Raw genomic sequence first — 23,892 nt, forward strand, 5'->3', positions numbered from 1 at the left:
TCCTATTTCATAACCATCTCTCATTATACATTTAAATATTCACTATGAAAACTATATATTTTTTCAACAAAATTTTCAAGCATTGTTAATTGTTCTTCTTTTTTTCTTAATCTGTTTGTAATTTTAAGTTTTAATAGTGGAGGAGACGATGCTACAAATGTCACATTTTTAGAATCTTCCGCCATAATTCGACTTACAAAGATCGGGCTAATCGGGTGATCTGGACTAAACTTGAGAGTGAAATCTTTGCCATCTTCGTTGATTTCGATGATATTCATCCATTCACAAAGAGATTTTACATACGCAACGGACATTAAATTGCTAACAGATGTGGGAACCGTCCCAAATCGATCTTCAATTTCTTCATATACGCGATCAAATTCAGATCTTGAATCAATTGCAGCAATTTTTTTGTAAATCTCAATTTTCATTTGATGATTGCTAATATACGTTTCAGGAATAAAGGCATTAATTGCAAAGTCGATTTTTGCTTGTAATTTTTCTCTGACAACTTCTCCTTTTTTCGTACGCATACTTTCTTCGAGTAATTTACAATACATATCATAGCCAATCGCTTCCATATAGCCATGTTGTTCAGTTCCAAGAACGTTGCCTGCACCGCGAATTTCCAAATCTCGCATGGCAATTTTAAAGCCTGCTCCTAGTTCTGTAAATTCTTTAATGGCCTTCAATCGTTTCTCGGCAACTTCATTTAGAACTTTATTTTCTTGATAAAAAATATAACAATACGCCAGACGATTGCTTCTTCCAACGCGCCCGCGCAATTGATAGAGCTGCGAAAGCCCGAATTTATCACCATCATTTATTATAATTGTATTGACATTTGAGATATCGAGTCCAGTTTCAATAATCGTCGTTGATACCAAAACATTGAACGCATTATTCATAAAATCCATCATCAACTTTTCTAGTTGATGCTCATTCATCTGACCATGAGCATAATGTACGATTGCATCTGGCACAAGTTCTTGAATTTTTGCAGCTACACGATCAATATCGACAATTCGATTATGAACAAAATACACTTGACCACCACGTTCGATTTCTCTTGCGATTGCTTCTCTCATGAGATTTTCATCATATTCTACGACATAAGTTTGAATCGGATAACGATCTTCAGGTGGATCTTCGATCACACTCATGTCCCGAATTCCAATCATCGACATATGAAGCGTTCTAGGGATAGGAGTCGCCGTCAAGGTAAGAACATCGATGTTTTCTTTTAATTGCTTGATGCGTTCTTTATGCCTTACACCAAACCGCTGTTCTTCATCGATAATTAAAAGGCCTAAATCCTTAAATTGTACATCTTCAGATAAAATTCGATGTGTCCCTACAACAACATCTACAATGCCCTTTTTACAATCCTCAATGATCTTCGCCTGCTCTTTCTTCGTCCGAAATCTTGAAATCATCTGAATATTTGCAGGGTACTTAGAGAATCTTTCTACCATATTGTTATAGTGTTGCTGTGCTAAAATGGTCGTCGGCACCAAAATGGCAACTTGCTTGGAATCCAAAACCGCTTTAAAAGCTGCACGAATGGCCACTTCTGTCTTTCCATATCCAACATCTCCACAGAGCAGTCGTTCCATCGGCATAGGACTTTCCATATCTGATTTGATTTCATCGATACATCTGAGTTGATCTCTCGTCTCTTGATAGGGAAATAATGCCTCAAACTCCCTTTGCCACTCATTATCTCCAGAAAATGCATACCCTCTTTTTTCTTTACGAATGGCATAGAGTTCGATTAACTCATCTGTCATATCGTCAATGGCTTTTTTAGCGCGCGAGGTCGTCTTCTTCCATTCATTGCCGCCAAGTCGATTTAACTTTAGCTTTTCTTTATCTGTTCCAATGTACTTTTGAACCGCTCCAGCACTTTCCACGGGAATATATAAATAATCATCTTGAGCATAACGCAGTTTCAAAAAATCTTTTCGCGTCTGATCAATTCGCATCTGTTCAATGCCCATGTATTGGCCAACGCCATGACTTTCATGAACGACATAATCGCCTACAGCGAGCTCCGAAAATGCTTTAATGACTTTTCCTTGAGCAGGTTTTTTTCTTGAGATTTTTTTCCCTTCACCATAGAGTTCATTTTCAGTCAAAACGACCGTTTTAAAGGTATCAAAATAAAACCCTTGTTGTAAAGGCAAGTAAACCGCGATCGCTTGACTGCTCATCACGCGATTAAATCCTTCCGCTGTATTGATGACCACATCGAGTTCGACCATGGTATCGAGAAAACGTTTCATGCGTTCTTCATTACTAAAAGCAACCAAGATATGGTATCCTTTTAGTTTTAACTTTTGAAGATCCAGTGCAATTTGATCCAACTTGCCATAGTATTTATCCATCTCTCTAGAAGAGAGTTTGATCACTTGACTCGGAGAAAATCCCTCCGTTTGCTTCATTAATAGTTCTGAAAGCACCATTTGATGATTTTTAAGTTCAGCTAGAATCGCTTCACGGCTATAAATGCGGTCAAACTGTTCTGCGATGACTTCTTCTCTCTCTAAATAATCCGTAAATTGACGCTTGTATTCTTCGTAATACTGGCTCATGCGATTGACACATTGATTGCTTCCCATGAAAAACACAATGGGTTGATGAAAAAAGTCTAACAAGGTAGACGTTTCATCGATGATTAACGAAAAATACTTATCTATACAATCAATAAATAAACGTTCTCTTAAGCTTGAAATTATTTCAATGAGTTTTTCTCTTTTTTCAGCCTTATAATGTGTTTTAAGCGCTTCAAGTCGTTCAACCGCTCGCTCTATTTGATCGGGTTCAATTGTAATTTCTTGACATGGATAGATTTCTATTCGCTCGTATTTGAGTAGCGACTTTTGCGTTTCTAAGTCAAATGAACGAATTGAGTCTACTTCATCACCAAAAAATTCAATTCGAAACGGTGCGTCGTGCATCGTCGAAAACACGTCGAGAATACCACCTCGAATACTATATTGTCCTTTAGATTCAACGATATCCACGCGTTCATATCCAAATGTAAATAGCGTTTCAAGTAATGTCTGTAACGTAATTTCAGTTTGCAAATCCAGCACAAGATGTCGATCCGTTACTTTTGGGTATTTGTACATCAGATTATTGACAGAAGTGAAGATCACAGGTGCCTTTTCTTGTTTGGCAGAAAGCAACGCTTCCATACGCTCAATTCCCACTTGATTTGAGTGCGCAAACGAATCAAACCATACGAGTTCTCGGCTCGGCAAATAGATCGCGCCATCCACATCTTCAGACGCAATCCGCGCTTTATGATCATCTTCAAAAAATAGAATGGTTGGACGTGACAAATCAACGGATACGCACTTGGCAATCCATTTCGTTACGTGCGCTTCAGAACCATGTAGTAAAATGGGACTGATGGCTTCTTCAATACTCTTTTTCAGCGTCTTCACTTCAACTGAATGCTCAAATACGTTCAGTAACAAATTCAGCATATGCGCCTCACTTTATCCGTTAAATCGATTCATTGCAATTTCAATGCCTGACGTGATGATTTCCACAACAGATTGAGCTGCTTTATCGAAAGTTTCATTCATTTGAATCATTTCATCTTTGCTAAACTTCTGCAAGACATAATCCTTAAGTGCCAATGTATTCGATTTTCCAATCCCAATTCTTACCCTTGGAAAGTCATCTTTTTGAAGTAGGTAAATGATGTGGCGCATGCCATTATGTGTGCCTGCGCTTCCTTTTTTTCGGATTCTCAATTTTGCAAAATCCGTATCGACATCGTCGTAAATGACGATTAAATTTTCCATCGGTAGCTGATAAAAATGACAAATACTCTGTACCGTTTCGCCACTTAAATTCATATAAGTTTGTGGTTTTACCAAAACGACTTTTTCACCGCCAATGGTTCCTTCTCCAATAAGTGCCTTATATTTGATTTTGTTGACGTTAATGTTATATTTTTCGCTCAATCGATCAATTGTTTCAAAACCAACATTATGACGTGTTAAATCATATTTTTTTCCTGGATTTCCTAATCCTACTATTACGTACATGTGTCTTTCCACCTTCAGTCTATTCTATCGCAAAATTCACGATTCTTATTTTGTAATAACATGATTCTCATTTTACATTCAAAAGAAAAATCTTCAACTTCAATAGGAATTCTGCATTATCAATAGAGTATTCTCCAATTTCAAAAGAGAATTCTTCAAATTCCATCATGAATTATCTTTACGATTATATCAAAAAAAACGCTTAACAACAATGTGTCAAGCGTATATCTTTCTATTTACAAACTCTAACGTCTTGTGATTTATTTTTATCATTCCTTACTCTTCAAACATTGTACTCACTGAATCATTATTAAAGATTCTGCGAATCGCCTCCGAAAATGCAGGTGCTACTGATAACATTGTGACATTATCAAGCGCTCTCATTTCTGGAGAAACATTGATCGTATCTAGCACGACGAGTTCTGTAATCGCTGAGTCCTTAATACGAGAAACGGCCGGTCCGGAGAACACGCCATGTGTACAACATGCATAAACGTCTTTAGCGCCCATGTCTTTTAAAGCTTTCGCTGCATTGACAATAGTTCCAGCCGTATCAATCATATCGTCAATCAAGATCACGTTTTTACCTTTTACATCACCGATGATGTTCATGATCTCTGATACATTCGGTTCAGGTCTTCTTTTATCGACAATTGCGATTGGTGCATCGAGTTTATTAGATAGGTCTCGCGTTCTCGTCACACTTCCTAAATCTGGTGAAACGACAACTAAATCTTTGATATTCTTGTCTTTAAAATACTGTGCAAGAATTGGAACTCCTTTTAAATGATCGAGTGGAATATCGAAATATCCTTGGATTTGTGCTGCATGTAAGTCCATTGTCAAAACGCGATCTGCGCCTGCTGCTACAATTAAATTGGCAACTAATTTCGCTGAAATCGGATCTCTAGCTTTAGCTTTTCTGTCTTGTCTTGCATAACCATAATACGGAATCACCGCTGTGATTCTACCGGCTGAAGCACGTTTAAGCGCATCAATCATGATTAACAATTCCATCAAATAGTCATTTACCTTAGGTAATGAAAATGACTGAACAACATACACATCAATTCCTCTTACTGTTTCGTTGATATTGACTGAAATCTCTCCGTCACTAAAAGTCTTTACAATACTGTCTCCTAGCGGTAAACCAAGTTCTTTACAAATTGATCTCGCTAAATCTTGATTGGCATTTCCAGTAAAAACTTTTATTTTCCTATCACTCGATTGCATTTGTTCCTCCTACTTATTTTTTTGATATTTGTTCGACCAATCGGTCTTGTTGACTTGTCGTTCTCTGGCAATGGCCAAAGCGTTTTCAGGTACATCCTCGGTAATTGTTGAACCTGCTGCAATATAAGCTTTGTCGCCAATTTTCACTGGCGCAATTAGATTGCTATTACATCCAACAAATACATCATCACCAACTTCAGTGAGGTTCTTATCTTTGCCATTATAATTCACAAAGACAACACCACAACCTAAATTGACATTTTTACCGATTTTTCCGTCTCCAACATATGTTAAATGCGATATTTTTGTTTCATCGCCAATTGTACTGTTTTTCACTTCAACGAAATCCCCAATTTTAACATGTTTTCCAACAATTGATTTTGGTCTTAAGTAGGCATAAGGTCCAATATTTGAATTTTCATCAATTGACGATTCTAACACAGTTGAGTGCTTGACTTTGACACCACGACTGATGGTCGAATCGACAATCTCAGCATAGGGACCGATGATACAATCTTCACCAATAACAGTTTTTCCAATTAACTGAGTACCTGGTTTGATAATTGTATCTTGTCCAACTACGACATTTTTTTCTACGTATATGGTTTCAGGAGATACGAGTGTAACACCTGCTAACATTAATTTCTTTTTAATGTGATCTTGGTGATATTTTTCTGCTTCAGCAAGTGCTAAACGATCATTGACGCCCATCACTTCTGTTGGGTCATCAGTAATAAATGCACTTATTTTACCACCAGCAAGTTTGATGACTTCAAACACGTCTGTCAGGTAATATTCACCTTGTTGATTGTTATTTCTAAGTTCTGAAAGCGCCCATTTTAGGCGGTTTGCTTCAAATAGTCCAATTCCAGAATTTATCTCTCGAATGGATCGAATTTCGCTATCGGCGTCTTTGTGTTCAACAATTTTATCAAATGCACCTGAAGCATCTCTTACAATGCGTCCATATCCAGTTGGATCGTCGAAAATTGTCGAGATTAAACTCGCATCATAGCCACCGTCACGATGATGTTTGATAAATGCTTCAAGTGTTGCTTCACTCAGGAGTGGTGCATCACCGAACAATACCAAAACATCGCCTTCATTTATATAGTCTTCTGCAACTTTTACAGCATGTCCAGTTCCAAGTTGTACTTCTTGCACTACAAATTTTAGATGTTGATTTTCAAGTGCTTTTTCTACCAAATCGCGTCCATGCCCAACGACACATACCACTTCGTGACTTCCTACTTGTTTAGAAAGATCCACAACATGTTGAATCATCGGCGTTCCACTGACTTTGTGAAGGACTTTTGGTAATTTTGACTTCATTCGCTTGCCGTATCCGGCAGCCAAGATTATCGTACATAAATTTCTCATGTTTTACCTCATCACTATGACTTTCACCACGCAAATTATACCACTTTTCAATTTAAAACGAAACAAGTATTAAGAAAAATTGATAAAAGTTCGTGATTTTACCAATTACCCTCTTTTTAGAACACGTCTCATTGTGACAAATCACTCTAAGTGCGCAAAAAAAAAGAATTCGCACATGCGAATCCATTTTTTATCATTATTCCTCAAAATATTCTTCCCCAGTAGAATTCTTCGCTTTTTCATATTCTTCAAAAATAATATTTTGAATCATATCGCGTGTTTCTTGGTTAATTGGATGAGCGATATCTCTATAATCTGCTTCTCCAACTTTTCTGCTTGGCATTGCTACGAATAAACCATTTTGACCTTCAATTACTTTGATATCGTGTACTACAAAAGCATCGTCAAATGTCAAAGAAACAACTGCTTTCATCTTACCATCTTCACGTAACTTTCTAATTCTAACGTCTGTAATATTCATCTTTATCCCCCTAACATATGCTGTTATATTATTATTCTATAAAGATGAAATTATTCCTTCTTTTTTTGTTAAATTTTTTTAATTTTTTTGAAAAATAACATTTTTCTCGTTTGAACTGTCATTTTTACAAATTTTCATAGTTTGGGTGTACCATAATTTGATCGTTCGAATCTATGCCTTCATATTTAATTAAAGCAATATACTCATCTACCAATTTTTGCGATGGGAGCGTCGTATCAAACAACACACAGATTCCTGCGACATTACAATCGAGTTCACGTACCAATTGTGTCATTCCCTTTGCAGAACCTCCTGCCTTCATGAAATCGTCGACGATCAGCACATTAGAATCTTTTTTAATGGCATTTTTAGCAATATACATCGTTTGAAGGTGACCTGTACTTCCCGAAATATAGTTAATGCTTATCTTTGAACCTTCTGTCACCTTATTTTCATGACGTGCAATGACGAGTGGTACATTTAATCCTCGTGCTGTCATCATGGCAATTGGGATGCCTTTTGTTTCAATGGTCAGTACATAATCAATTTTAGCGTGATCGTCTGAGAATTTTTCTGCAAAAATATCGCCAATTCCCTTCGTATAGGTTGGATTATACAAAATGTCCGCCATATATAGATATTTCCCAGGCATCACGCGTTCTGGTTTTTTTATATCTTCACAGATTTTTTCGATTAAAGCATGTTTTTCTTGATGTCCTAACATGGGTACATATTTAGCACCACCTGCCGCTCCAGCAATCGTCACAACTTTTCCTAATGATAAATCTTCCATCATTTTTTTTACAATAACCAAATCTTCACTAATTGTCGATTTTGCCGAATCGAAAATACTTGTAAAATAGTTTAGAGTAAATACTTTATTCGGTGAATCACATAAAATCTTTACAATTGCGCCAATTCTTTCATTTCTTTTTAGTTTACTCACAAGTCACACTCCGAATATTCGTTTTATAATATCTTAATTTTATTCGTTTTCTGATAGGACTTCAATACTTTTTAAATGAATTCTTTCAGGTTTTTAAAAATGTTGGTCTTTTAAGTCATCCGAAAATAGGGTATAATCATTAATGATTTCAACATGCACGCTCGTGCAGTTAGATCAATTTATTTTTAGGAGTCTATATGATTGATTTATCATCATCTAAGCGTATTCACATTGTCGGCATCGGCGGCGTTAGCAATAGTGCAATCGCTGAAATTCTCATGTTACAAGGTCATACAATAAGCGGATCTGATCTACATAAATCTGACATTACCGAAGCATTGGTACAGAAAGGGGCAACTATTTTCTATCACCACGATGCTCAAAATGTCCATCAAGCCGACCTCGTTGTATACACGTCTGCTGTTGCAGAGGACAATGCAGAAATTCAATATACTCAAACGCATCATATTCCTTGTATCAGTCGAGCAGAAATGCTTGGTTACATCATGTCTAGCTATGACAAAAGTATTGCAATTGCAGGCACACACGGAAAAACAACGACCACTTCTATGGTGACGCGTTTATTCAACGATGCGCATTTTGATCCTACAGCACTTGTAGGTGGGTATTTTGCCGATATCAAGAGCAATGTCCGAATTGGGAAAAGCGACCTATTTATCACAGAAGCTTGTGAATACAAAGAAAACTTTCTTGCATTTAAACCGAAAGTGGCTGTAATTCTCAATATAGATGAAGATCATCTCGATTATTATGACAACCTTGATCATATTGTCAGCGCATTTGTTAAGTTCACCGCGAATATCCAAACAGGTGGCATGCTTGTTCTCAATGGAGACGACTACAATTCTCGTAAGATCATTCCATATTATAAAGGAAAACTTCTCACTTTTGGTCTTGCAGATCATTGTGACTATATTGCAAAAAATGTTGTTTATAACGAATCTGGGTGTCCAAATTTTGATATTTATCATAAAGATCAGAAACTTTGCAATTTATCGTTAAATATTCCTGGACAACACAATATTTACAATGCTCTTGCAGCCTTTGTAGTAGGAACAATTTACAATAAAGATATTGAACAGTTAAAATCACGCCTCAGTACATTTAAAAATGCTGACAGACGCTTTGAAACGATTGGAAAAGTTCAAGATATCACCATTGTTGACGATTATGCCCATCATCCAAATGAAATTAAGGCAACATTGGATGCAGCACTTCGCATGGCTGATATCAACCGCATTCTCGTAATATTTCAACCGCATACATTTTCAAGAACCAAAGAGTTGATGAATGAATTTGCGCATGCGTTTAAGAATGCTTCAGAAGTTATTTTATGCGATATTTACGCCGCGCGCGAAGTAGACACAGGCGAAATCAGCTCAGCAGACTTAATGCGACTGATGATGGCAGAAGGCGTGAAAGTTCAGCATTTTGGTGATTTTGAATCCATCAAGAACTATATTTTGGCTAATGCACTCCCTAAGGATTTAATCATCACCATGGGGGCTGGCGACGTCACTAAACTGAGCCGAATTATTAGAGACGCATTATAGGACGTTATCAAGTCGTTCATCAAAACTACAACAAAAATAAAGGGTCAATCTTTTGATTGACCCTTTTTATTATTTATTGAGGATATTAAGCGAGATAGACTCTAATTATTTGCATCTTCTTCTGTGGTATTTTCATCTGTTGCACCTTCTTCATTAGGGACTTCAGATTCTCCACCAATATCAAAACCGTAAAAACCATAAAGTAATGTCTCAAGAGCCGCCGGATCGTGTATCCAATACGAAGCGCCATTAATCATTTGAGCTTCACCTTCCAGCATATAGAACTTGATATTATTCGGATCCATCGTAGCACCTTTAATTGCAAAGTCCATCGCTTCTTCGAGTGTCATATCCGTTTTGACATAGTTTCCACCGATAACGGTGTTGATTACAGACGGCAACTTACTGCTCAATGCTTTATTAATCATCGAATTAACAAAATGTTGTTGTCTTGGTATTCTTTGTACATCGCCTTCGCTTATAGTTCCAGAGTTGTTTTTTCTAAAACGAAGATATTTAACCGTATCGGCACCATTGAGTTCTTGATATCCTGCTTTAAAATGGATGTGAAGCTGAGGATCTGCGTAAAAGTCATCATAATCCATATCAAACGGCACTTCTACTTCATATCCACCCAGCGTGTCGACAACTGCTTCAACTGCTTCGAAATCCACTTTTAAATAATAGTGAATGGGAATGCCTAAGAATTCTGATAGAACTTTCTTCATTCCATTGACACCACCCACTTCTGGGAATCCATATGTCGCATTCATTTTTTTCTGTGCTGCGCCTTCAAAACCTGGCATATAGTGATACGTATCTCTAGGTATCGAAAGAACATCTATGAGGTTTTCTTCTGGATCATAGCTAAACAGCATCATGGTATCTGCAAGATTATCATTTAAACCAAATGCAATTATATTGATTCGATCTGATCCGTCGGCGATCTTCTGAAGCTCAGTTCGATCATCGTCAAACGGATACTCTGTCTCATCAGTGGTAACAACTTCCGATGTCTTTTCTGTTTTTTCTGTCGTTTCCTGTTCATCTGTTTTTGAAATGCTATCAAACGCAAACAGCACGCCTGTAAACACCAATACAAATCCTATAAATGCAATTGCAAATACCTTTAAATAAAATTTCATCTTTTAACCATCCTCATATATCCAACCTATGTGTTTTTCAAACATTAGACAATTTACACTATATTTTAACACAAACCATTTTTTCTTTCATTGCTTTTTTTATTAAAAAACTCTAATATTTGTCTACGAATACCGTTTTCCCACACAACGCATTTAAACTGCGTTTAAAAATCATATTTTAAAAATAAAGTTGCAAAAATCAATAGCGAAACCCCCACGGTTACAAACACATCTGCCATATTAAAAATTGGAAACTGTATGAATCGAAACTCTAAAAAATCCACTACATAATCCAGTCGTATACGATCAATTAAATTGCCAATTGCACCTGCTATCAGAAGCGTATAAGCCATTTTTACGACAATGGTCGTCTCAGTTCGGATGGATTTAATTAAAAATCCAATGAGTCCTGCAATCATCACAGTCGTCAATAAGATTAATAAAAGTTGTTTGTCTCTCAAAATACTAAATGCAGCTCCCGTATTTTCAACGTATCTAAACCCTAGAAGACCTGGAATAAAACCCAGTGCACCTTTACCTATCAATGTCGATATCGCCCAATATTTACTCAATTGATCGAGTCCAATCATAATGATAATGCCAATAAAATATAACATGTTGCCTCCTGATTATTGTAAAGGGGAAACCAACCTTCCAGCGGCTTCTAAAATTTTTCGCACTACCCCTCTTTTTCTGTATGTTTCTATATCATATGCAATACTATCTTCTAAATCTTTAATAAAATCATCATCTAACCGCGCAATGACATTTTCATCATAAATAAATGCATTGACTTCAAAATTGATTTCCATCGAACGAATATCTAAATTTGCTGTACCTACAGTTGCCACAGATTCATCGATGATCATGATTTTCGAATGGATAAAACCCGTTTTATATCGGTAAATTTTAACACCTGCTTCTAACAACTGCTGTATATTCGCTTGAGAAGCCCAGTACACGAAAAAGTGATCGGGTTGTGAAGGAATGATGATCCGAACGTCTACGCCGCTTAATGCTGCAGTTTTAAGACCCATAAGGATACTTTCTTCAGGAACCAAATAGGGCGTTGTGATCCATACTTTGTCCGTGGCGCTGGCAATCATTTTATAAAAGGCTTGCAAAATACACTTCCATTCCGAATCCGGTCCAGAGGCAGCAATTTGAACCATAGAGGTTTCTTTAACCTCCACATGAGGATAATACCTTTCGCCTTGCACCACTTGTTTTGACACATAATTCCAGTCATTTAGGAATATCGTTTGCAGCGCATAGACTGCTTCACCCTTTATTTCCAAATGTGTATCTCGCCAAAATTCAAATTTACTTGAATAACCAATGTACTCATCACCTACATTTAAACCGCCAACAAATCCGATGACGCCATCTATCACCACAATTTTTCGATGATTGCGGTAGTTGAGATCTCTTGAAAAAATCGGTAAAGCGACTTTGAAGAATGAGTACACCTCAATCCCTGCGCTCGTCAGGCTCTTGATGTATTTATTTCCAAGACTCATAGAGCCTACATCGTCAATAATGACACGAACTTTTACGCCTTCGCGCGCTTTTTTTATGAGCAATTCTCTCAATTCATTTCCAACGCGATCGTTTTTAATGATGAAATATTCTAAGTGAACGTGGTCTGTGGCACGTTCAATTGCTGTAAACAATCGATTAAACTTACTAAATCCATTGGTGAGCACTGTTACTTTATTTTTCATTGAAAAAGGCGCTTTCGCATTCTTTAATAATAATTGCACCAGTCTACGATTGGCATCCGTCTGATTGGCAGGCAGTTCAATTAATTCCAATAGATTCGATTGGATATCTGCCGCTTTTTCCATTCGATCGGAATCACTGAGAATTTTAGCTTCCGCTTTTCTCTGTTTTCGATAACTTCGACCAAAAAGGATATATAAGAAAAATCCCAACACAGGGAGTAGCACCAAAACAAGTAGCCACGCGACCGTTCTAGAAGGATTTTTATTTTCTAAAAATATCACCAATCCAATCCACACAATATTGACTCTGAAAAGTACGCGTAACACCTCATAGACTGATTGGAGCACAGGCGTATCAAAATGCAATTGATCATAGCCACCGAACATGTAGACAATCGTTAAAATCAGCACCATAAATGCGATGAATAGATATGCGGTTTTTCTTAGCATCTTTGCCTCCAAGCGACCACGACATAATAGATCCATTACAGTATTTCTAAGGAGTTTTACCCTCTAAAGGTCGTTTCTACTCTAAATATCGGAAATCCTAAAGAAGAAAATTTTTCTTCATACTCCGTTCTGACGTTGTCAATCTCTTTGTTGGCATGTAGATCAAGTGAAATATTGCGCATGATCATATCCGTTTCAGCAAATTCATTTAACGAAAATTCAAATAAACTTCTATTATCTGTTTTAAAATGAATCCAACCATCGTGTGACAAGATCTGTTGATACATCGAAAGAAAATCTCTGTAGGTTAATCTGCGTTTATAATGTCTTTTTTTAGGCCATGGATCACTAAAATTCAAATAAATGCGATCAAGCTCGCCCTTTTCAAAATAATTGAGCGCAAAACGCAAATCAATTTTAATCATCCTCAAATTTGGAATATCATGTTGCTCAGCACGTTCAACAGCCTTAAGCATCACTTCAGTCACGGCATCCACCATAATAAAGTTGATTTCTGGGTATTTTTCTGCCATCTCGATGATAAACTTGCCCTTACCACCTCCAAATTCAGCATGAACGGGATGGTCATTTCCGAATAGTTGGTTCCATTTTCCCTTCATTGATTCGGGATGCGATACAAAATATCTTTTTTTTGCTAGAAGCGCTTCATCTGCGCCTGGTTTTTTTCTAACTCTCAAACTTTACACCTCAAATACTTCCATTATAATTAAATAAAGCAGGCGATGACGCATTTCTTACATCGCCTGTATATTTCGTACAACTCACTGTTCATATTATGCAAATCTTATCTTTTTTCCATGGATTGGTCAAACTATTCAGTGAATATTTTCGGATTCTTACTCCACTTTAAAAGCGTCTCCAGCGACGAAGCTTCTACATAGCCCATCTCAACTGCAATCGGTAGGAGTGTTTCATAATCTGTCAATGTCGAAAACGGGATGCCTTTATCCTGAAAGAGTTCCGATACAACCGGGAAGTTGTAACTGAAAATAGCCAGTGCTCCCAGAACATTTGCGCCTTCTTCGATAAGTGCTTCACAAGCCTTCATTGAACTACCGCCAGTTGACAGCAAATCTTCAATTAATACCACTTTTGCCCCTTCTGGCAATACACCTTCTGTTTGGCGACCTTTTCCGTGTTCTTTGGCACTACTTCTCACATAAACCATCGGCAAATCCAGAATTTGCGCAACCCACGCTGCATGAGGAATACCTGCTGTTGCAGTACCTGCAATAATCTCAGTATCTGGAAATTGATGTTTAATCAATGCCGCAAATCCATTGGCGATTTTGTTTCGCACCTCTGGGTAACTAATGGTCATTCTGTTGTCACAATAAACAGGTGACTTAATTCCTGATACCCATGTAAATAAATTGTTTTCATCCACGATTGTTACAGCTTTAATCTTCAATAAAGATTCTGCAATCTCTCTCGCTAACATACTACCTCCTATTTATTTAAACGCTTCTTTTGAGTAATAATTACCCGCGTTCCAAACAAGATATTCATTTACACCATTTGCTCTTAATGCATCAATTTGTGCTTTAACTTCTTTTGCGCCATATCGTATATGACCTTTCACCCAACTCGCTGTAAAATCTTGAATCCACGGCCTTAATGTGGCTGGAGTGTATAAGTTTTTATCGCGATCAATCGCATCTTTAATGGACCGGTCAATCGTTTCATATGGATACGCATCCGGAACAGAAAGTCCAAAATTATTAGCTCCATAATGACTAGGATACATCATCGGACACATAGTGTCTACAACATTTGAAAGGGCTTCCCAATGTTGACCAATGCCTACGTCATCTTTTGCCGTTGCAACCCATCCAAACACGTCTGCCGAAACGACAACCCCCTCTGAATGTAAAGTCTCATATGCCTTCATCAGAAATTTTTGAATCGCAGCTGTATGGGACAATCCCGATTTATTTCGATAATCCATCGCATTTTTATTGGCAATGGCAGGAAATCTTACGTAGTCAAACTGAATCTCATCAAATCCAAGTTTAGCTGCTTCTTTGGCAACTCCGATGTTATATTCCCAAAGGGATAAATCAAAAGGCGATGCCCATATCAAGCCGTCTGCGTCGCTATACAACGCTTGAGAATCTTTATAGACAATCGCACGTTCTGGATGCGCTTTTGCATATAAAGGGGATTTAAACGTAACAATTCGAGCAATAATATAGACGTTATGAGCTTTCAATTTTTCAATGAGAGGCTTTACATCTTCCATGTATACGTGCTCATTTGCGGTGGGATTATATGTTTCAGCAGATTTTGAATGAAATAATAAATATCCATTATCGTCCTTTACATCGATGACAACTGCGTTTAATTCAGTTTCATCTATAAGGGCGATGATTTCATCCATTCTCGACCCACTCGCTGTATTTCCAGTGACAAATACTCCGCGTACAGGTTCGCGTTCTTGATCTGTCTCTTTTGTATGTTTATCATCCAAAATCATTTGTTTGGGTTCGTAAGCTGTGTACAGCGCATCCATTACCGGATTTTCTATCCAGTCCAGTTTGTTCTGCGTGACGTCACCGCTATTTAAATACCCCTCAATCGTCTCAGTCTCATATTGTCTGACAAATCCAACTGAACTCAACTGACCGGACGCGTCTTTTTTCATATCTTTGATAAAGATCTTTTCTTTTCCATTTATTTGACCGATAGCCACTTTGTTCAAATCATAAATTGTGGCACCACCAGGTTGTACATAATATGTTGCCAATTCTTTTTTTTGCTGCTTTTCTTTCATTTCAGCCTGTTCAGCCTCAAGGCGTTTTTTCTCTTCCGCTTCTCTTCTTCTCGCTTCAATGAGCTGTTTATTTTGCTCTTTTTCAACTTTCACCGCTTCCAGTTCGCGATCAATGAGCTCTTGAGCGCGTTTATTTTCATCATCCGTAATCTTCATTCGAGAAAATCCAATGGTTACGAGACTATATACTGCCAAAATAGACATCATTATAATAAAAACTGTTTTCACACTTATTTTTTTCACACTTATTTTTTTCACGTGATGCCTCCTAAAATGTTACCCTTTATATTTTAACAAACATCGCTATGAAAACATATTAATTTTATATTATATTCTAATGGGTATATACTATTTAAGTCAGACATTGAAAAACTCACCCAAACAAGGAGGACGAAATGAAACTACAATTTCTAGGTGCTGCTGGTCAAGTAACCGGCTCTATGACACTCGTGGAAATACCACCTTATAAATTTCTCGTCGACTGCGGGCAATTTCAAGGCACGCCTAAAGAAGAAGCCTTAAATTTACAGCCTTTTTCATTTGATATTCATGAAGTTGACTTTGTGATTTTAACGCATGCACATATCGATCACACTGGGAGAATTCCATTGCTGGTCAAAAACGGCTTTAACGGAAAAATCTTCTGTTCAAAACCCACTAGTCATTTAAGTGAAATTTTACTTAGAGACTCCGGTAAAATTCACGAAACTGAAACTGCTTGGGAAAATAAAAAGCGTAAACGCGCTGGACTCGATATCATTCAGCCTCTTTTCACAGAAGAAGATGCAATCGAATCCTTACAATATCTGTATCCCGTAGAATATAACACCTCTGTGGCAATTGATGACTCTCTCTCTTTCAAATTGATCCGCGCTGGCCATTTACTGGGATCATCCACATTGATTCTCTCCTATTTTGAAAACAATTTAGAGAAAACACTCGTGTTTTCGGGAGATTTGGGAAACAGCACCAGTCTGCTTGAAAATCCACCTGAGTATGTATCAAATGCAGATTATGTCGTCATTGAATCCACTTACGGTAATCGTCAACACGAACATATTCAAACACGAACCGATGAACTTGTGAATATCCTCATTGATGCTACTCAGAAAAAGGGCACGGTGATTATTCCTTCATTTGCTGTCGGTCGAACACAAGAACTCATCTTTGAACTCAATCACTTTACTCATCAATGCCACGACGGAAGAGAACTCATTTTGAAAGACATTCCCATTTATGTAGATTCTCCAATGGCTCTTGATGCGCTAAAAGTATATGAGAATCATCTCCTTGATATGAGTCCATTGGTTCAATCATACGATGTCAACGCTTTTAAGCTCAGCAATTTGCACCTCGTATCGTCCATCGAAGGCTCCATTGCCCTCAATCATAATCAAATGCCTAAAGTGATTATTTCAGCAAGTGGTATGTGCGAAGCTGGAAGAATTACGCACCACCTCAAACACAACCTTTGGAAACACGACACACACATCATCTTTGTTGGTTATCAGGCAGATGGAACACTGGGTCGACGTTTACTCGATGGCGAAAAAAAAGTCACCATCATGGATTCTGATGTTGTTGTAAATGCAAAACTGCATACCCTTCAAGGATTTTCCGGTCACGCGGATCAAACGCATTTATTGGCATGGCTGCAGGCGATTTCTGGTATGAAGAAAGTGATTGTCAACCATGGCGAATATGAGTCAAGGCTCAGTTTTGCTCAACTGATTAAAGAGCGTTTGGATATTCCTGTTGAAATACCTGAGTTAAACGAAATAGTGGTTCTAGAGTGAATCTAGAGTAATTCTGGAGTGAATTTTATAAATATAGCGCTGCGCAATCAACGTACACCTATGCTTTGCGCACCTAAAAAAGGAGTTATTGCAATCTCATGTTAGATTTGCGATAACTCCTTTAATCATTTCATCATTTCATCTTATTAATCACATCTCACTATGCTTTGCTTTTTTGGCGTTTTGACACCGTCAATAGCAACCCGAGTGCCATACTTAAGAACGCTGCAACCAACACTCTGTATTCAGGTGGTAATAAGAACGTAATCGTATGTGCAGGCACCCAAAATAAAGGAATCGTTTTAAAAATTGCAAACGAGATAAATCCATGCCAATCAATTTTTTGAATCACCTGTTTTGCACTAGGTGAAGCGATGCGATCGCCGAATTTCAAATCCAAATAAGTGTCTGTATAGCGATGGAAAGCCATCATCGTTGGTGCAAATGTCATGTTCATCAACAAACTGGTAAAAAACGCAAAGGCAAATGTATTTCCCTTGCCAATTAACAATCCTTTATCCAGCGCACTCATTACTCCCCCGCTGAAAATCGAGAAAATAAGTGTAATCACCATTCCTAAGAATCCCCAAACAACAACTCGCCATATAAATCCAGGAGCTTTTTTCCATTGTTTCGTTGAAAGACGAACAACGAGCATTTCTCCCATTGTTGCCAATAATCCAAACTTAATAAAACCACTTACATAAGGATGTGCGGTTGTGAAGTTCACAAAAATCTCATGTGTTGTCGGATAAACGACAAATCCAATGAATGCAAGTAGAATTGCACCCCAAATAAAATCACCTTTTTTCAAATTGCCACCTCTTTCTCATTTAACAGTCTCATTTATTATAGTAGATTTGGAAAAGGGATTCAACATTTTATTGAAGGTTTAAAATTTTGTTGTAAATTTGTTGTGAATTTTGTTGTAAGTTTTGATGTGAATCTTTTTATAAATCCTGTTGTACGTTCTACTCAAATACACGTACAATTTCACTTAAGTGTTTAATAATTTGAATTTTTTGAGGACACTTCGTCTCACAAATACCACAAGCAATGCAGTTCGAAGCCTTCGCTTCCTTTGTCAACATACTTTGATATTGATTTTTAATCAGTTCATGTGTATTAAATACATGTGCTCTGTTGTACATCGTAAACACTCTAGGGATTTCCACACCTTGTGGGCATGGAATACAGTATTTACATTGAGTACATGGCACCTGAATCTTTTCTTGATAAGCAGCTTTCACTTTGTCCACTATTGCAAGTGCCTCATCATCCATATTCTTAACAGTCAAGCAATCCGTCATTTCTATATTCATCATCAGCTGTTCCATCGACGACATACCGCTTAAGATGACTTTTACATTTTCTTCATTTGCAAGATATCTAAAGGCCCATTCCACTGGCGAACGCAAATCTGTATACGTATCCCAAATCGCCTTTATATCTTCAGAAGGCGACGAAAGCATGCCACCCTTAAGCGGTTCCATGACGATAACTGGTATACCCTTTGATTCTGCATACTTAAGCCCTTTATATCCCGCTTGTTCTTCCATATCCATATAATTGAGTTGGAGCATGCAAACATCCCAAGAATACTCATTGACAATGCTTTCGAACACAGGATACTCATCATGAAACGAAAATCCAATATGCTTAATTTTTCCATCCGATTTTGCTTTTTCAATGGCTCTAAAGACATTTGTTCTCTTGTAATTATCCCATCTACTTTGATCAAGAGCATGTAGCAAATAGATATCTACATACGACGTTTGTAGTTTTTTTAATTGTTCATCCAAATATTTTTCAAAATCATCTTCAGTCTGAATCAACCAGCTTGGAGATTTGGTCACGAGAATCGCCTTTTCTCGATACCCATCTTTTAACGCCTCACCAACAATGGTTTCGCTTTGACCGTCGTGATATGGATACGCTGTATCGATGTAATTGACGCCATGATCAATTGCATATCGAATCATTTCAACAGACTGTGGAATGTCGATTTGAGATTCTATCATCGGAAATCTCATGCACCCGAGTCCTAATATTGATGCAGATAAGTTTGTCTTGCCAATTTCTCTGTACTTCAAAACACTACCTCCTATAATATAACGTTTAATGATTCATATCATGTTTAACGATACTATAACGCTTAACGATTCGAAAAAAGACTTGAGTGTATGTCTTTATCTTCAATTACCCAATCCTTGTTAAAATGAACCCTCAGAGCATCTAGAATTGCCAAAGAGCACTCATTATAAATCGAATCTACCGTGAGTTCACACTGTCGAGTTTCTTGAGTCGTTGTCACTAAATGGACTTCCGTACAATACTCAGATTTTTGTGTACATTTCATCATATGAAAGGCTAAATCACAAGATTCACCTGAGGCTAAAACGACAGACCATTTAACTTCTGAATACATGGTTCCTTCAATCTTATTAATTGAAAGCTCAACACCATTTAACCAGTTTGCAATTTTATCTGGATGAATCAGTTGTCGGTAGGCACCATACACGTCACAACTCAATCGCGTGGTATTTCTTAAATATAACATCCTCTCACCTCATTTGATAATTCGTGACTCTAAATATATTTTAGACCAGTTTTCTCTAGATTACAACCCTTTCGGCGCTTGTTTCGAATTGTTTGAATGTCCAATCATACATATGTAAAAACAGCCTTAGAATCAAGTTCTAAGGCTGTTAGTTTAATAGACACTTTAATCAAAATGGTTTCTAGAATTGCATATTTGCCATTCTTACATAACCTGCATAACGATCTTTTGCTTGCTCTTCAGCTAAGTCAAATAATACGCTTGCTTCTTCTGGGAATTGTTTTTGAAGTGTTGTATAACGAGTTTCTCCTAAGATAAACTCTCTGAAGCTTGTAGTTGGCTCTTTAGAGTCAAGGATAAATGGATTTTTGCCCGCTTCTTTGAGTCTTGGGTCAAATCTCCATAAATGCCAGTAACCAGCATCTACTGCTTCTTTTTCTCTTCTTTGAGTTGTTCCCATACCTGTTTTGATACCGTGGTTGATACATGGTGCATAACAGATAATTAATGATGGACCATCATAAGATTCAGCTTCTTGAATTGCTTTAAGAGTTTGATTTTGGTTAGCACCCATAGCAATTTGAGCCACGTATACATAGCCGTAAGTTGCAGCAATCATACCAAGGTCTTTTTTCTTCACTTTCATACCTGAAGCAGCGAATTTAGCAATAGCAGCAACTGGAGTCGCTTTAGAAGCTTGTCCACCTGTGTTAGAGTAAACTTCTGTATCAAATACCAATACGTTTACGTTTTCGCCGCTTGCAAGTACATGGTCAAGACCGCCGAATCCGATATCGTATGCCCAACCGTCTCCACCAAGGATCCAGATTGAACGTTTTACAAGGTAATCTTTGTTGTTTTCAGCATAAGTTAAGATTTCTTTAGCAGCTGGATCTGTCACTTTTGCGTTTGCAACAACTTCTAATACTTTTGCAGCAGCAACTTTTGAAGCTTCTGCATCGTCTCTAGAATCTAACCATAATTGGAATGCTTCAGTTACTTCTGGAGCAACATTCATGTTTACAAGTGCTTGGAATTTATCCACCATATTTGCTCTGATAGCTTTAACACCAAGACCCATACCGTATCCAAATTCAGCATTGTCTTCGAATAATGAGTTCGCCCATGCTGGACCTTGTCCTTTAGCATTTTTAGTATAAGGTGTAGCTGGAGCAGATGCACCCCAGATTGAAGAACATCCAGTTGCATTTGCAATCATCATTCTATCACCAAATAATTGTGTAACTGCTTTGATATATGGTGTTTCACCACAACCTGCACAAGCACCTGAGAACTCAAATAATGGTTGAGCAAATTGTGAACCTTTGATTGTATTTAAAGGCATTTTATCTGATTTAACTGGTAATGATGCTGCATATTCCCAGTTTGGAGAATGAACTTCTGTTTGTGTTTCAATTGGTTTCATCACAAGTGCTTTTGTTTTAGCTGGGCAGATATCTGCACAGTTTCCACAACCCGTACAATCGTATGGAGACACTTGGATTCTGTATTTTAATCCCTCAAGGCCTTTACCCATTGCATCTTTCGCTTCAAATGCAGCTGGAGCGTTTGCCATTTCAGCTTCAGTCATTAAGAATGGTCTGATAGCAGCATGTGGACAAACATAAGCACATTGGTTACATTGAATACAGTTTTCAATTTGCCATTCTGGAACATTTACAGCGATACCACGTTTTTCGTATGCAGAAGTACCTGCTTCAAACGTACCATCTTCGTATCCAACAAATGTACTAACCGGTAAATCATCACCTTTTTGAGCATTGATTGGTTTCACGATATCTGTAATAAATGTAGGTTCACCTTTAGCTTCAACAACATGTGAATCAGCAGCAGTTGCCCACTCAGCTGGAACAACAAATTTTTGAACTTTTTCGATTCCTAAATCTACTGCTTTGTTGTTTAAGTCAACGATTTTCTCGCCTTTGTTACCATATGATTTTACAATTGCTTCTTTTAAGTACTTCACAGCGTCATTGAGGTCAATAACTTTAGCAAGTTTAAAGAATGCAGATTGCATAATCATGTTAATTCTATTTCCTAACCCGATTTCTTCAGCAATACCTGTTGCGTCGATTGTGTAGAATTCGATGTTGTTTTTAGCAATATAACGTTTCATTGAACCAGGTAATAATGCTTCAACTTCTTCTGCATTCCATTTACAGTTAAGTACAAAAGTACCACCTTTTCTAAGACCTTTTAATAAGTCATATTGGTATACATAAGATTGATTGTGACAAGCTACATAATCCGCTTCGTCAATTAAATAAGTTGAACGAATTGGATTGTGACCAAATCTTAAGTGAGATACAGTGATACCACCTGATTTTTTAGAGTCATATGAGAAGTAGCCTTGAGCATACATATCTGTTTTATCGCCGATGATTTTGATGGCATTTTTGTTAGCGCCTACAGTACCATCTGAACCTAAACCCCAGAATTTGCAACGAATTGTGCCTTCTGTTTCAGCAACGATATTTTCTTCAATATTTAATGATAAGTTTGTCACGTCATCAACGATACCGATTGTAAAATCATTTGCAGGTGCGTCTTTTTTAAGTTCATCAAATACGCGTTTGATGTGTGATGGTGTAGTATCTTTAGATCCAAGACCAAAACGTCCACCAACGATGATTGGTGCTTCCGCTTTTCCGTAGAAAGCAGTTTTAACGTCTTTGTACATTGGTTCGCCTTCAGCGCCTGGCTCTTTGCTTCTGTCAAGAACAGCGATTTTTTTAACTGTTTTTGGCATTACATCAAAGAAGTACTCAGATACCCAAGGTCTGTATAATCTAACTTTTAATAAACCTACTTTTTCGCCTTTAGCTGTTAAGTAGTCAATTGTCTCTTCGATCGCTTCAACTACTGAACCCATAGAAACGATGATTCTATCCGCATCTGGAGCACCATAGTAGTTAAACGGTTTGTAATCTCTTCCTGTAATTTTGTTGATTTCGTTCATGTAATTAACTACGATTTCTGGAACAGCTTTGTAGAAGTTATTAGATGCTTCTTTAGCTTGGAAGAAAATATCTGGGTTTTGAGCAGTACCTCTTGTAACAGGACGCTCAGGACTTAATGAATTATTTCTAAATGTATTGATTGCTTCATGATCCACTAATCTGTCAAACTCAGCATAATCAATTACTTCGATTTTTTGAACTTCGTGTGATGTTCTGAAACCATCAAAGAAATGAAGGAATGGCACTCTACCTTTGATTGCAGATAAATGCGCAACACCTGCTAAATCCATAACTTCTTGTACAGAACCAGATGCTAATAACGCAAAACCCGTTTGTTTTGCAGACATAACGTCTGAATGATCACCGAAAATTGAAAGCGCATGTCCAGCAATTGCTCTCGCACTTACGTGGAATACACCTGGTAACAACTCACCAGCAATTTTGTACATGTTAGGAATCATTAAAAGTAAACCTTGTGATGCAGTAAATGTCGTAGTTAATGCACCCGCTTGTAAAGATCCGTGAACCGCACCAGCAGCACCAGCTTCTGATTGAAGTTCAGAAACTAATACAGGTTGACCAAAAATGTTCTTTTTGCCTTGAGCAGCCCATTCATCAACCGCTTCTGCCATGTTTGAAGATGGTGTGATTGGGAAGATAGCAGCAACATCTGTAAATGCATATGCAACATACGCAGCAGCTGTGTTACCATCCATGGTTTTCATAACTTTTTTACCCATTAAAAATAGCCTCCTTTAATCATC

General features: G+C 37.5%; 18 protein-coding genes. 2 read left to right on the forward strand and 16 right to left on the reverse strand.

Going from position 1 to position 23,892, the window contains the following annotated elements; translation table 11 throughout:
• Positions 1-23 precede the first annotated feature (23 nt).
• The 6 genes from mfd to purR form a co-directional block, all read right to left on the reverse strand.
• Entirely contained in the window at positions 24-3,494 is a 3,471-nt protein-coding gene (gene mfd / locus ACZ41W_RS08825) for a transcription-repair coupling factor (protein WP_464311608.1), read from the reverse strand.
• A 12-nt stretch (positions 3,495-3,506) separates the two neighbouring features.
• Complete coding sequence (pth, locus tag ACZ41W_RS08830; RefSeq protein ID WP_464311609.1) at positions 3,507-4,064, reverse strand: aminoacyl-tRNA hydrolase; 558 nt, start codon at positions 4,062-4,064, stop codon at positions 3,507-3,509.
• A gap of 276 nt (positions 4,065-4,340) precedes the next feature.
• Positions 4,341-5,297 carry a ribose-phosphate diphosphokinase gene (locus ACZ41W_RS08835; protein WP_464311610.1) on the reverse strand — a complete coding sequence of 319 codons (957 nt, stop codon included), beginning with the start codon at positions 5,295-5,297 and terminating at the stop codon, positions 4,341-4,343.
• Positions 5,298-5,306: 9 nt separating this feature from the next.
• Positions 5,307-6,677: a bifunctional UDP-N-acetylglucosamine diphosphorylase/glucosamine-1-phosphate N-acetyltransferase GlmU gene (glmU, locus tag ACZ41W_RS08840; RefSeq protein ID WP_464311611.1), complete on the reverse strand. Its 1,371-nt coding sequence runs from the start codon at positions 6,675-6,677 to the stop codon at positions 5,307-5,309.
• Between the two features lie 196 nt (positions 6,678-6,873).
• On the reverse strand, positions 6,874-7,158 hold the full coding sequence (gene spoVG, locus ACZ41W_RS08845) for a septation regulator SpoVG (RefSeq protein WP_464311612.1): 285 nt from the start codon (positions 7,156-7,158) through the stop codon (positions 6,874-6,876).
• Positions 7,159-7,282: 124 nt separating this feature from the next.
• Positions 7,283-8,104: a pur operon repressor gene (gene purR, locus ACZ41W_RS08850; RefSeq protein ID WP_464311613.1), complete on the reverse strand. Its 822-nt coding sequence runs from the start codon at positions 8,102-8,104 to the stop codon at positions 7,283-7,285.
• Positions 8,105-8,301: 197 nt separating this feature from the next.
• Between purR and murC the strand changes: the two genes are divergently transcribed.
• Entirely contained in the window at positions 8,302-9,678 is a 1,377-nt protein-coding gene (gene murC / locus ACZ41W_RS08855; protein ID WP_464311614.1) for a UDP-N-acetylmuramate--L-alanine ligase, read from the forward strand.
• A 101-nt stretch (positions 9,679-9,779) separates the two neighbouring features.
• On the opposite strand, the gene ACZ41W_RS08860 is transcribed toward murC, so the two are convergent.
• The 6 genes from ACZ41W_RS08860 to ACZ41W_RS08885 all read right to left on the reverse strand — a co-directional run bounded on the left by ACZ41W_RS08860 (position 9,780) and on the right by ACZ41W_RS08885 (position 16,049).
• Positions 9,780-10,823 (reverse strand): LCP family protein, encoded by a 1,044-nt coding sequence (locus ACZ41W_RS08860; protein WP_464311615.1) that lies wholly within the window; start codon positions 10,821-10,823, stop codon positions 9,780-9,782.
• 164 nt (positions 10,824-10,987) lie between these two features.
• Positions 10,988-11,440 (reverse strand): signal peptidase II, encoded by a 453-nt coding sequence (lspA, locus tag ACZ41W_RS08865; RefSeq protein ID WP_464311616.1) that lies wholly within the window; start codon positions 11,438-11,440, stop codon positions 10,988-10,990.
• A 12-nt stretch (positions 11,441-11,452) separates the two neighbouring features.
• Positions 11,453-12,997: a cardiolipin synthase gene (gene cls / locus ACZ41W_RS08870; protein WP_464311617.1), complete on the reverse strand. Its 1,545-nt coding sequence runs from the start codon at positions 12,995-12,997 to the stop codon at positions 11,453-11,455.
• A 56-nt stretch (positions 12,998-13,053) separates the two neighbouring features.
• A complete protein-coding gene (trmB, locus tag ACZ41W_RS08875) occupies positions 13,054-13,695 on the reverse strand; it encodes a tRNA (guanosine(46)-N7)-methyltransferase TrmB (RefSeq protein ID WP_464311618.1) in 642 nt (213 codons plus the stop codon).
• Positions 13,696-13,829: 134 nt separating this feature from the next.
• A complete protein-coding gene (pyrE, locus tag ACZ41W_RS08880) occupies positions 13,830-14,459 on the reverse strand; it encodes an orotate phosphoribosyltransferase (protein WP_464311619.1) in 630 nt (209 codons plus the stop codon).
• A 12-nt stretch (positions 14,460-14,471) separates the two neighbouring features.
• On the reverse strand, positions 14,472-16,049 hold the full coding sequence (locus ACZ41W_RS08885) for a putative glycoside hydrolase (protein ID WP_464311620.1): 1,578 nt from the start codon (positions 16,047-16,049) through the stop codon (positions 14,472-14,474).
• 137 nt (positions 16,050-16,186) lie between these two features.
• On the opposite strand from ACZ41W_RS08885, the gene ACZ41W_RS08890 reads away from it, so the two are divergent.
• Positions 16,187-17,587 (forward strand): MBL fold metallo-hydrolase RNA specificity domain-containing protein, encoded by a 1,401-nt coding sequence (locus ACZ41W_RS08890; RefSeq protein WP_464311621.1) that lies wholly within the window; start codon positions 16,187-16,189, stop codon positions 17,585-17,587.
• A 160-nt stretch (positions 17,588-17,747) separates the two neighbouring features.
• Here ACZ41W_RS08890 and ACZ41W_RS08895 read toward each other — a convergent pair whose 3' ends face one another.
• The 4 genes from ACZ41W_RS08895 to nifJ all read right to left on the reverse strand — a co-directional run bounded on the left by ACZ41W_RS08895 (position 17,748) and on the right by nifJ (position 23,868).
• Entirely contained in the window at positions 17,748-18,401 is a 654-nt protein-coding gene (locus ACZ41W_RS08895; RefSeq protein WP_464311622.1) for a hypothetical protein, read from the reverse strand.
• Positions 18,402-18,558: 157 nt separating this feature from the next.
• Positions 18,559-19,680 (reverse strand): aldo/keto reductase, encoded by a 1,122-nt coding sequence (locus tag ACZ41W_RS08900; RefSeq protein ID WP_464311623.1) that lies wholly within the window; start codon positions 19,678-19,680, stop codon positions 18,559-18,561.
• A gap of 62 nt (positions 19,681-19,742) precedes the next feature.
• Positions 19,743-20,147: a hypothetical protein gene (locus tag ACZ41W_RS08905; protein ID WP_464311624.1), complete on the reverse strand. Its 405-nt coding sequence runs from the start codon at positions 20,145-20,147 to the stop codon at positions 19,743-19,745.
• A gap of 181 nt (positions 20,148-20,328) precedes the next feature.
• Positions 20,329-23,868, reverse strand: coding sequence for a pyruvate:ferredoxin (flavodoxin) oxidoreductase (gene nifJ, locus ACZ41W_RS08910; protein WP_464311625.1), 3,540 nt, complete (start codon positions 23,866-23,868; stop codon positions 20,329-20,331).
• Positions 23,869-23,892: the final 24 nt, after the last annotated feature.

Source organism: Fusibacter fontis, assembly GCF_055378735.1.

Excerpts from the sequence above, each read along its gene's own strand:
- mfd (WP_464311608.1), bottom strand. The coding sequence starts at position 3,494 with ATGCTGAATTTGTTACTGAACGTATTTGAGCATTCAGTTGAAGTGAAG.
- pth (WP_464311609.1), bottom strand. The coding sequence starts at position 4,064 with ATGTACGTAATAGTAGGATTAGGAAATCCAGGAAAAAAATATGATTTA.
- ACZ41W_RS08835 (WP_464311610.1), bottom strand. The coding sequence starts at position 5,297 with ATGCAATCGAGTGATAGGAAAATAAAAGTTTTTACTGGAAATGCCAAT.
- glmU (WP_464311611.1), bottom strand. The coding sequence starts at position 6,677 with ATGAGAAATTTATGTACGATAATCTTGGCTGCCGGATACGGCAAGCGA.
- spoVG (WP_464311612.1), bottom strand. The coding sequence starts at position 7,158 with ATGAATATTACAGACGTTAGAATTAGAAAGTTACGTGAAGATGGTAAG.
- murC (WP_464311614.1), top strand. The coding sequence starts at position 8,302 with ATGATTGATTTATCATCATCTAAGCGTATTCACATTGTCGGCATCGGC.
- ACZ41W_RS08860 (WP_464311615.1), bottom strand. The coding sequence starts at position 10,823 with ATGAAATTTTATTTAAAGGTATTTGCAATTGCATTTATAGGATTTGTA.
- lspA (WP_464311616.1), bottom strand. The coding sequence starts at position 11,440 with ATGTTATATTTTATTGGCATTATCATTATGATTGGACTCGATCAATTG.
- cls (WP_464311617.1), bottom strand. The coding sequence starts at position 12,997 with ATGCTAAGAAAAACCGCATATCTATTCATCGCATTTATGGTGCTGATT.
- pyrE (WP_464311619.1), bottom strand. The coding sequence starts at position 14,459 with ATGTTAGCGAGAGAGATTGCAGAATCTTTATTGAAGATTAAAGCTGTA.
- ACZ41W_RS08890 (WP_464311621.1), top strand. The coding sequence starts at position 16,187 with ATGAAACTACAATTTCTAGGTGCTGCTGGTCAAGTAACCGGCTCTATG.
- ACZ41W_RS08905 (WP_464311624.1), bottom strand. The coding sequence starts at position 20,147 with ATGTTATATTTAAGAAATACCACGCGATTGAGTTGTGACGTGTATGGT.
- nifJ (WP_464311625.1), bottom strand. The coding sequence starts at position 23,868 with ATGGGTAAAAAAGTTATGAAAACCATGGATGGTAACACAGCTGCTGCG.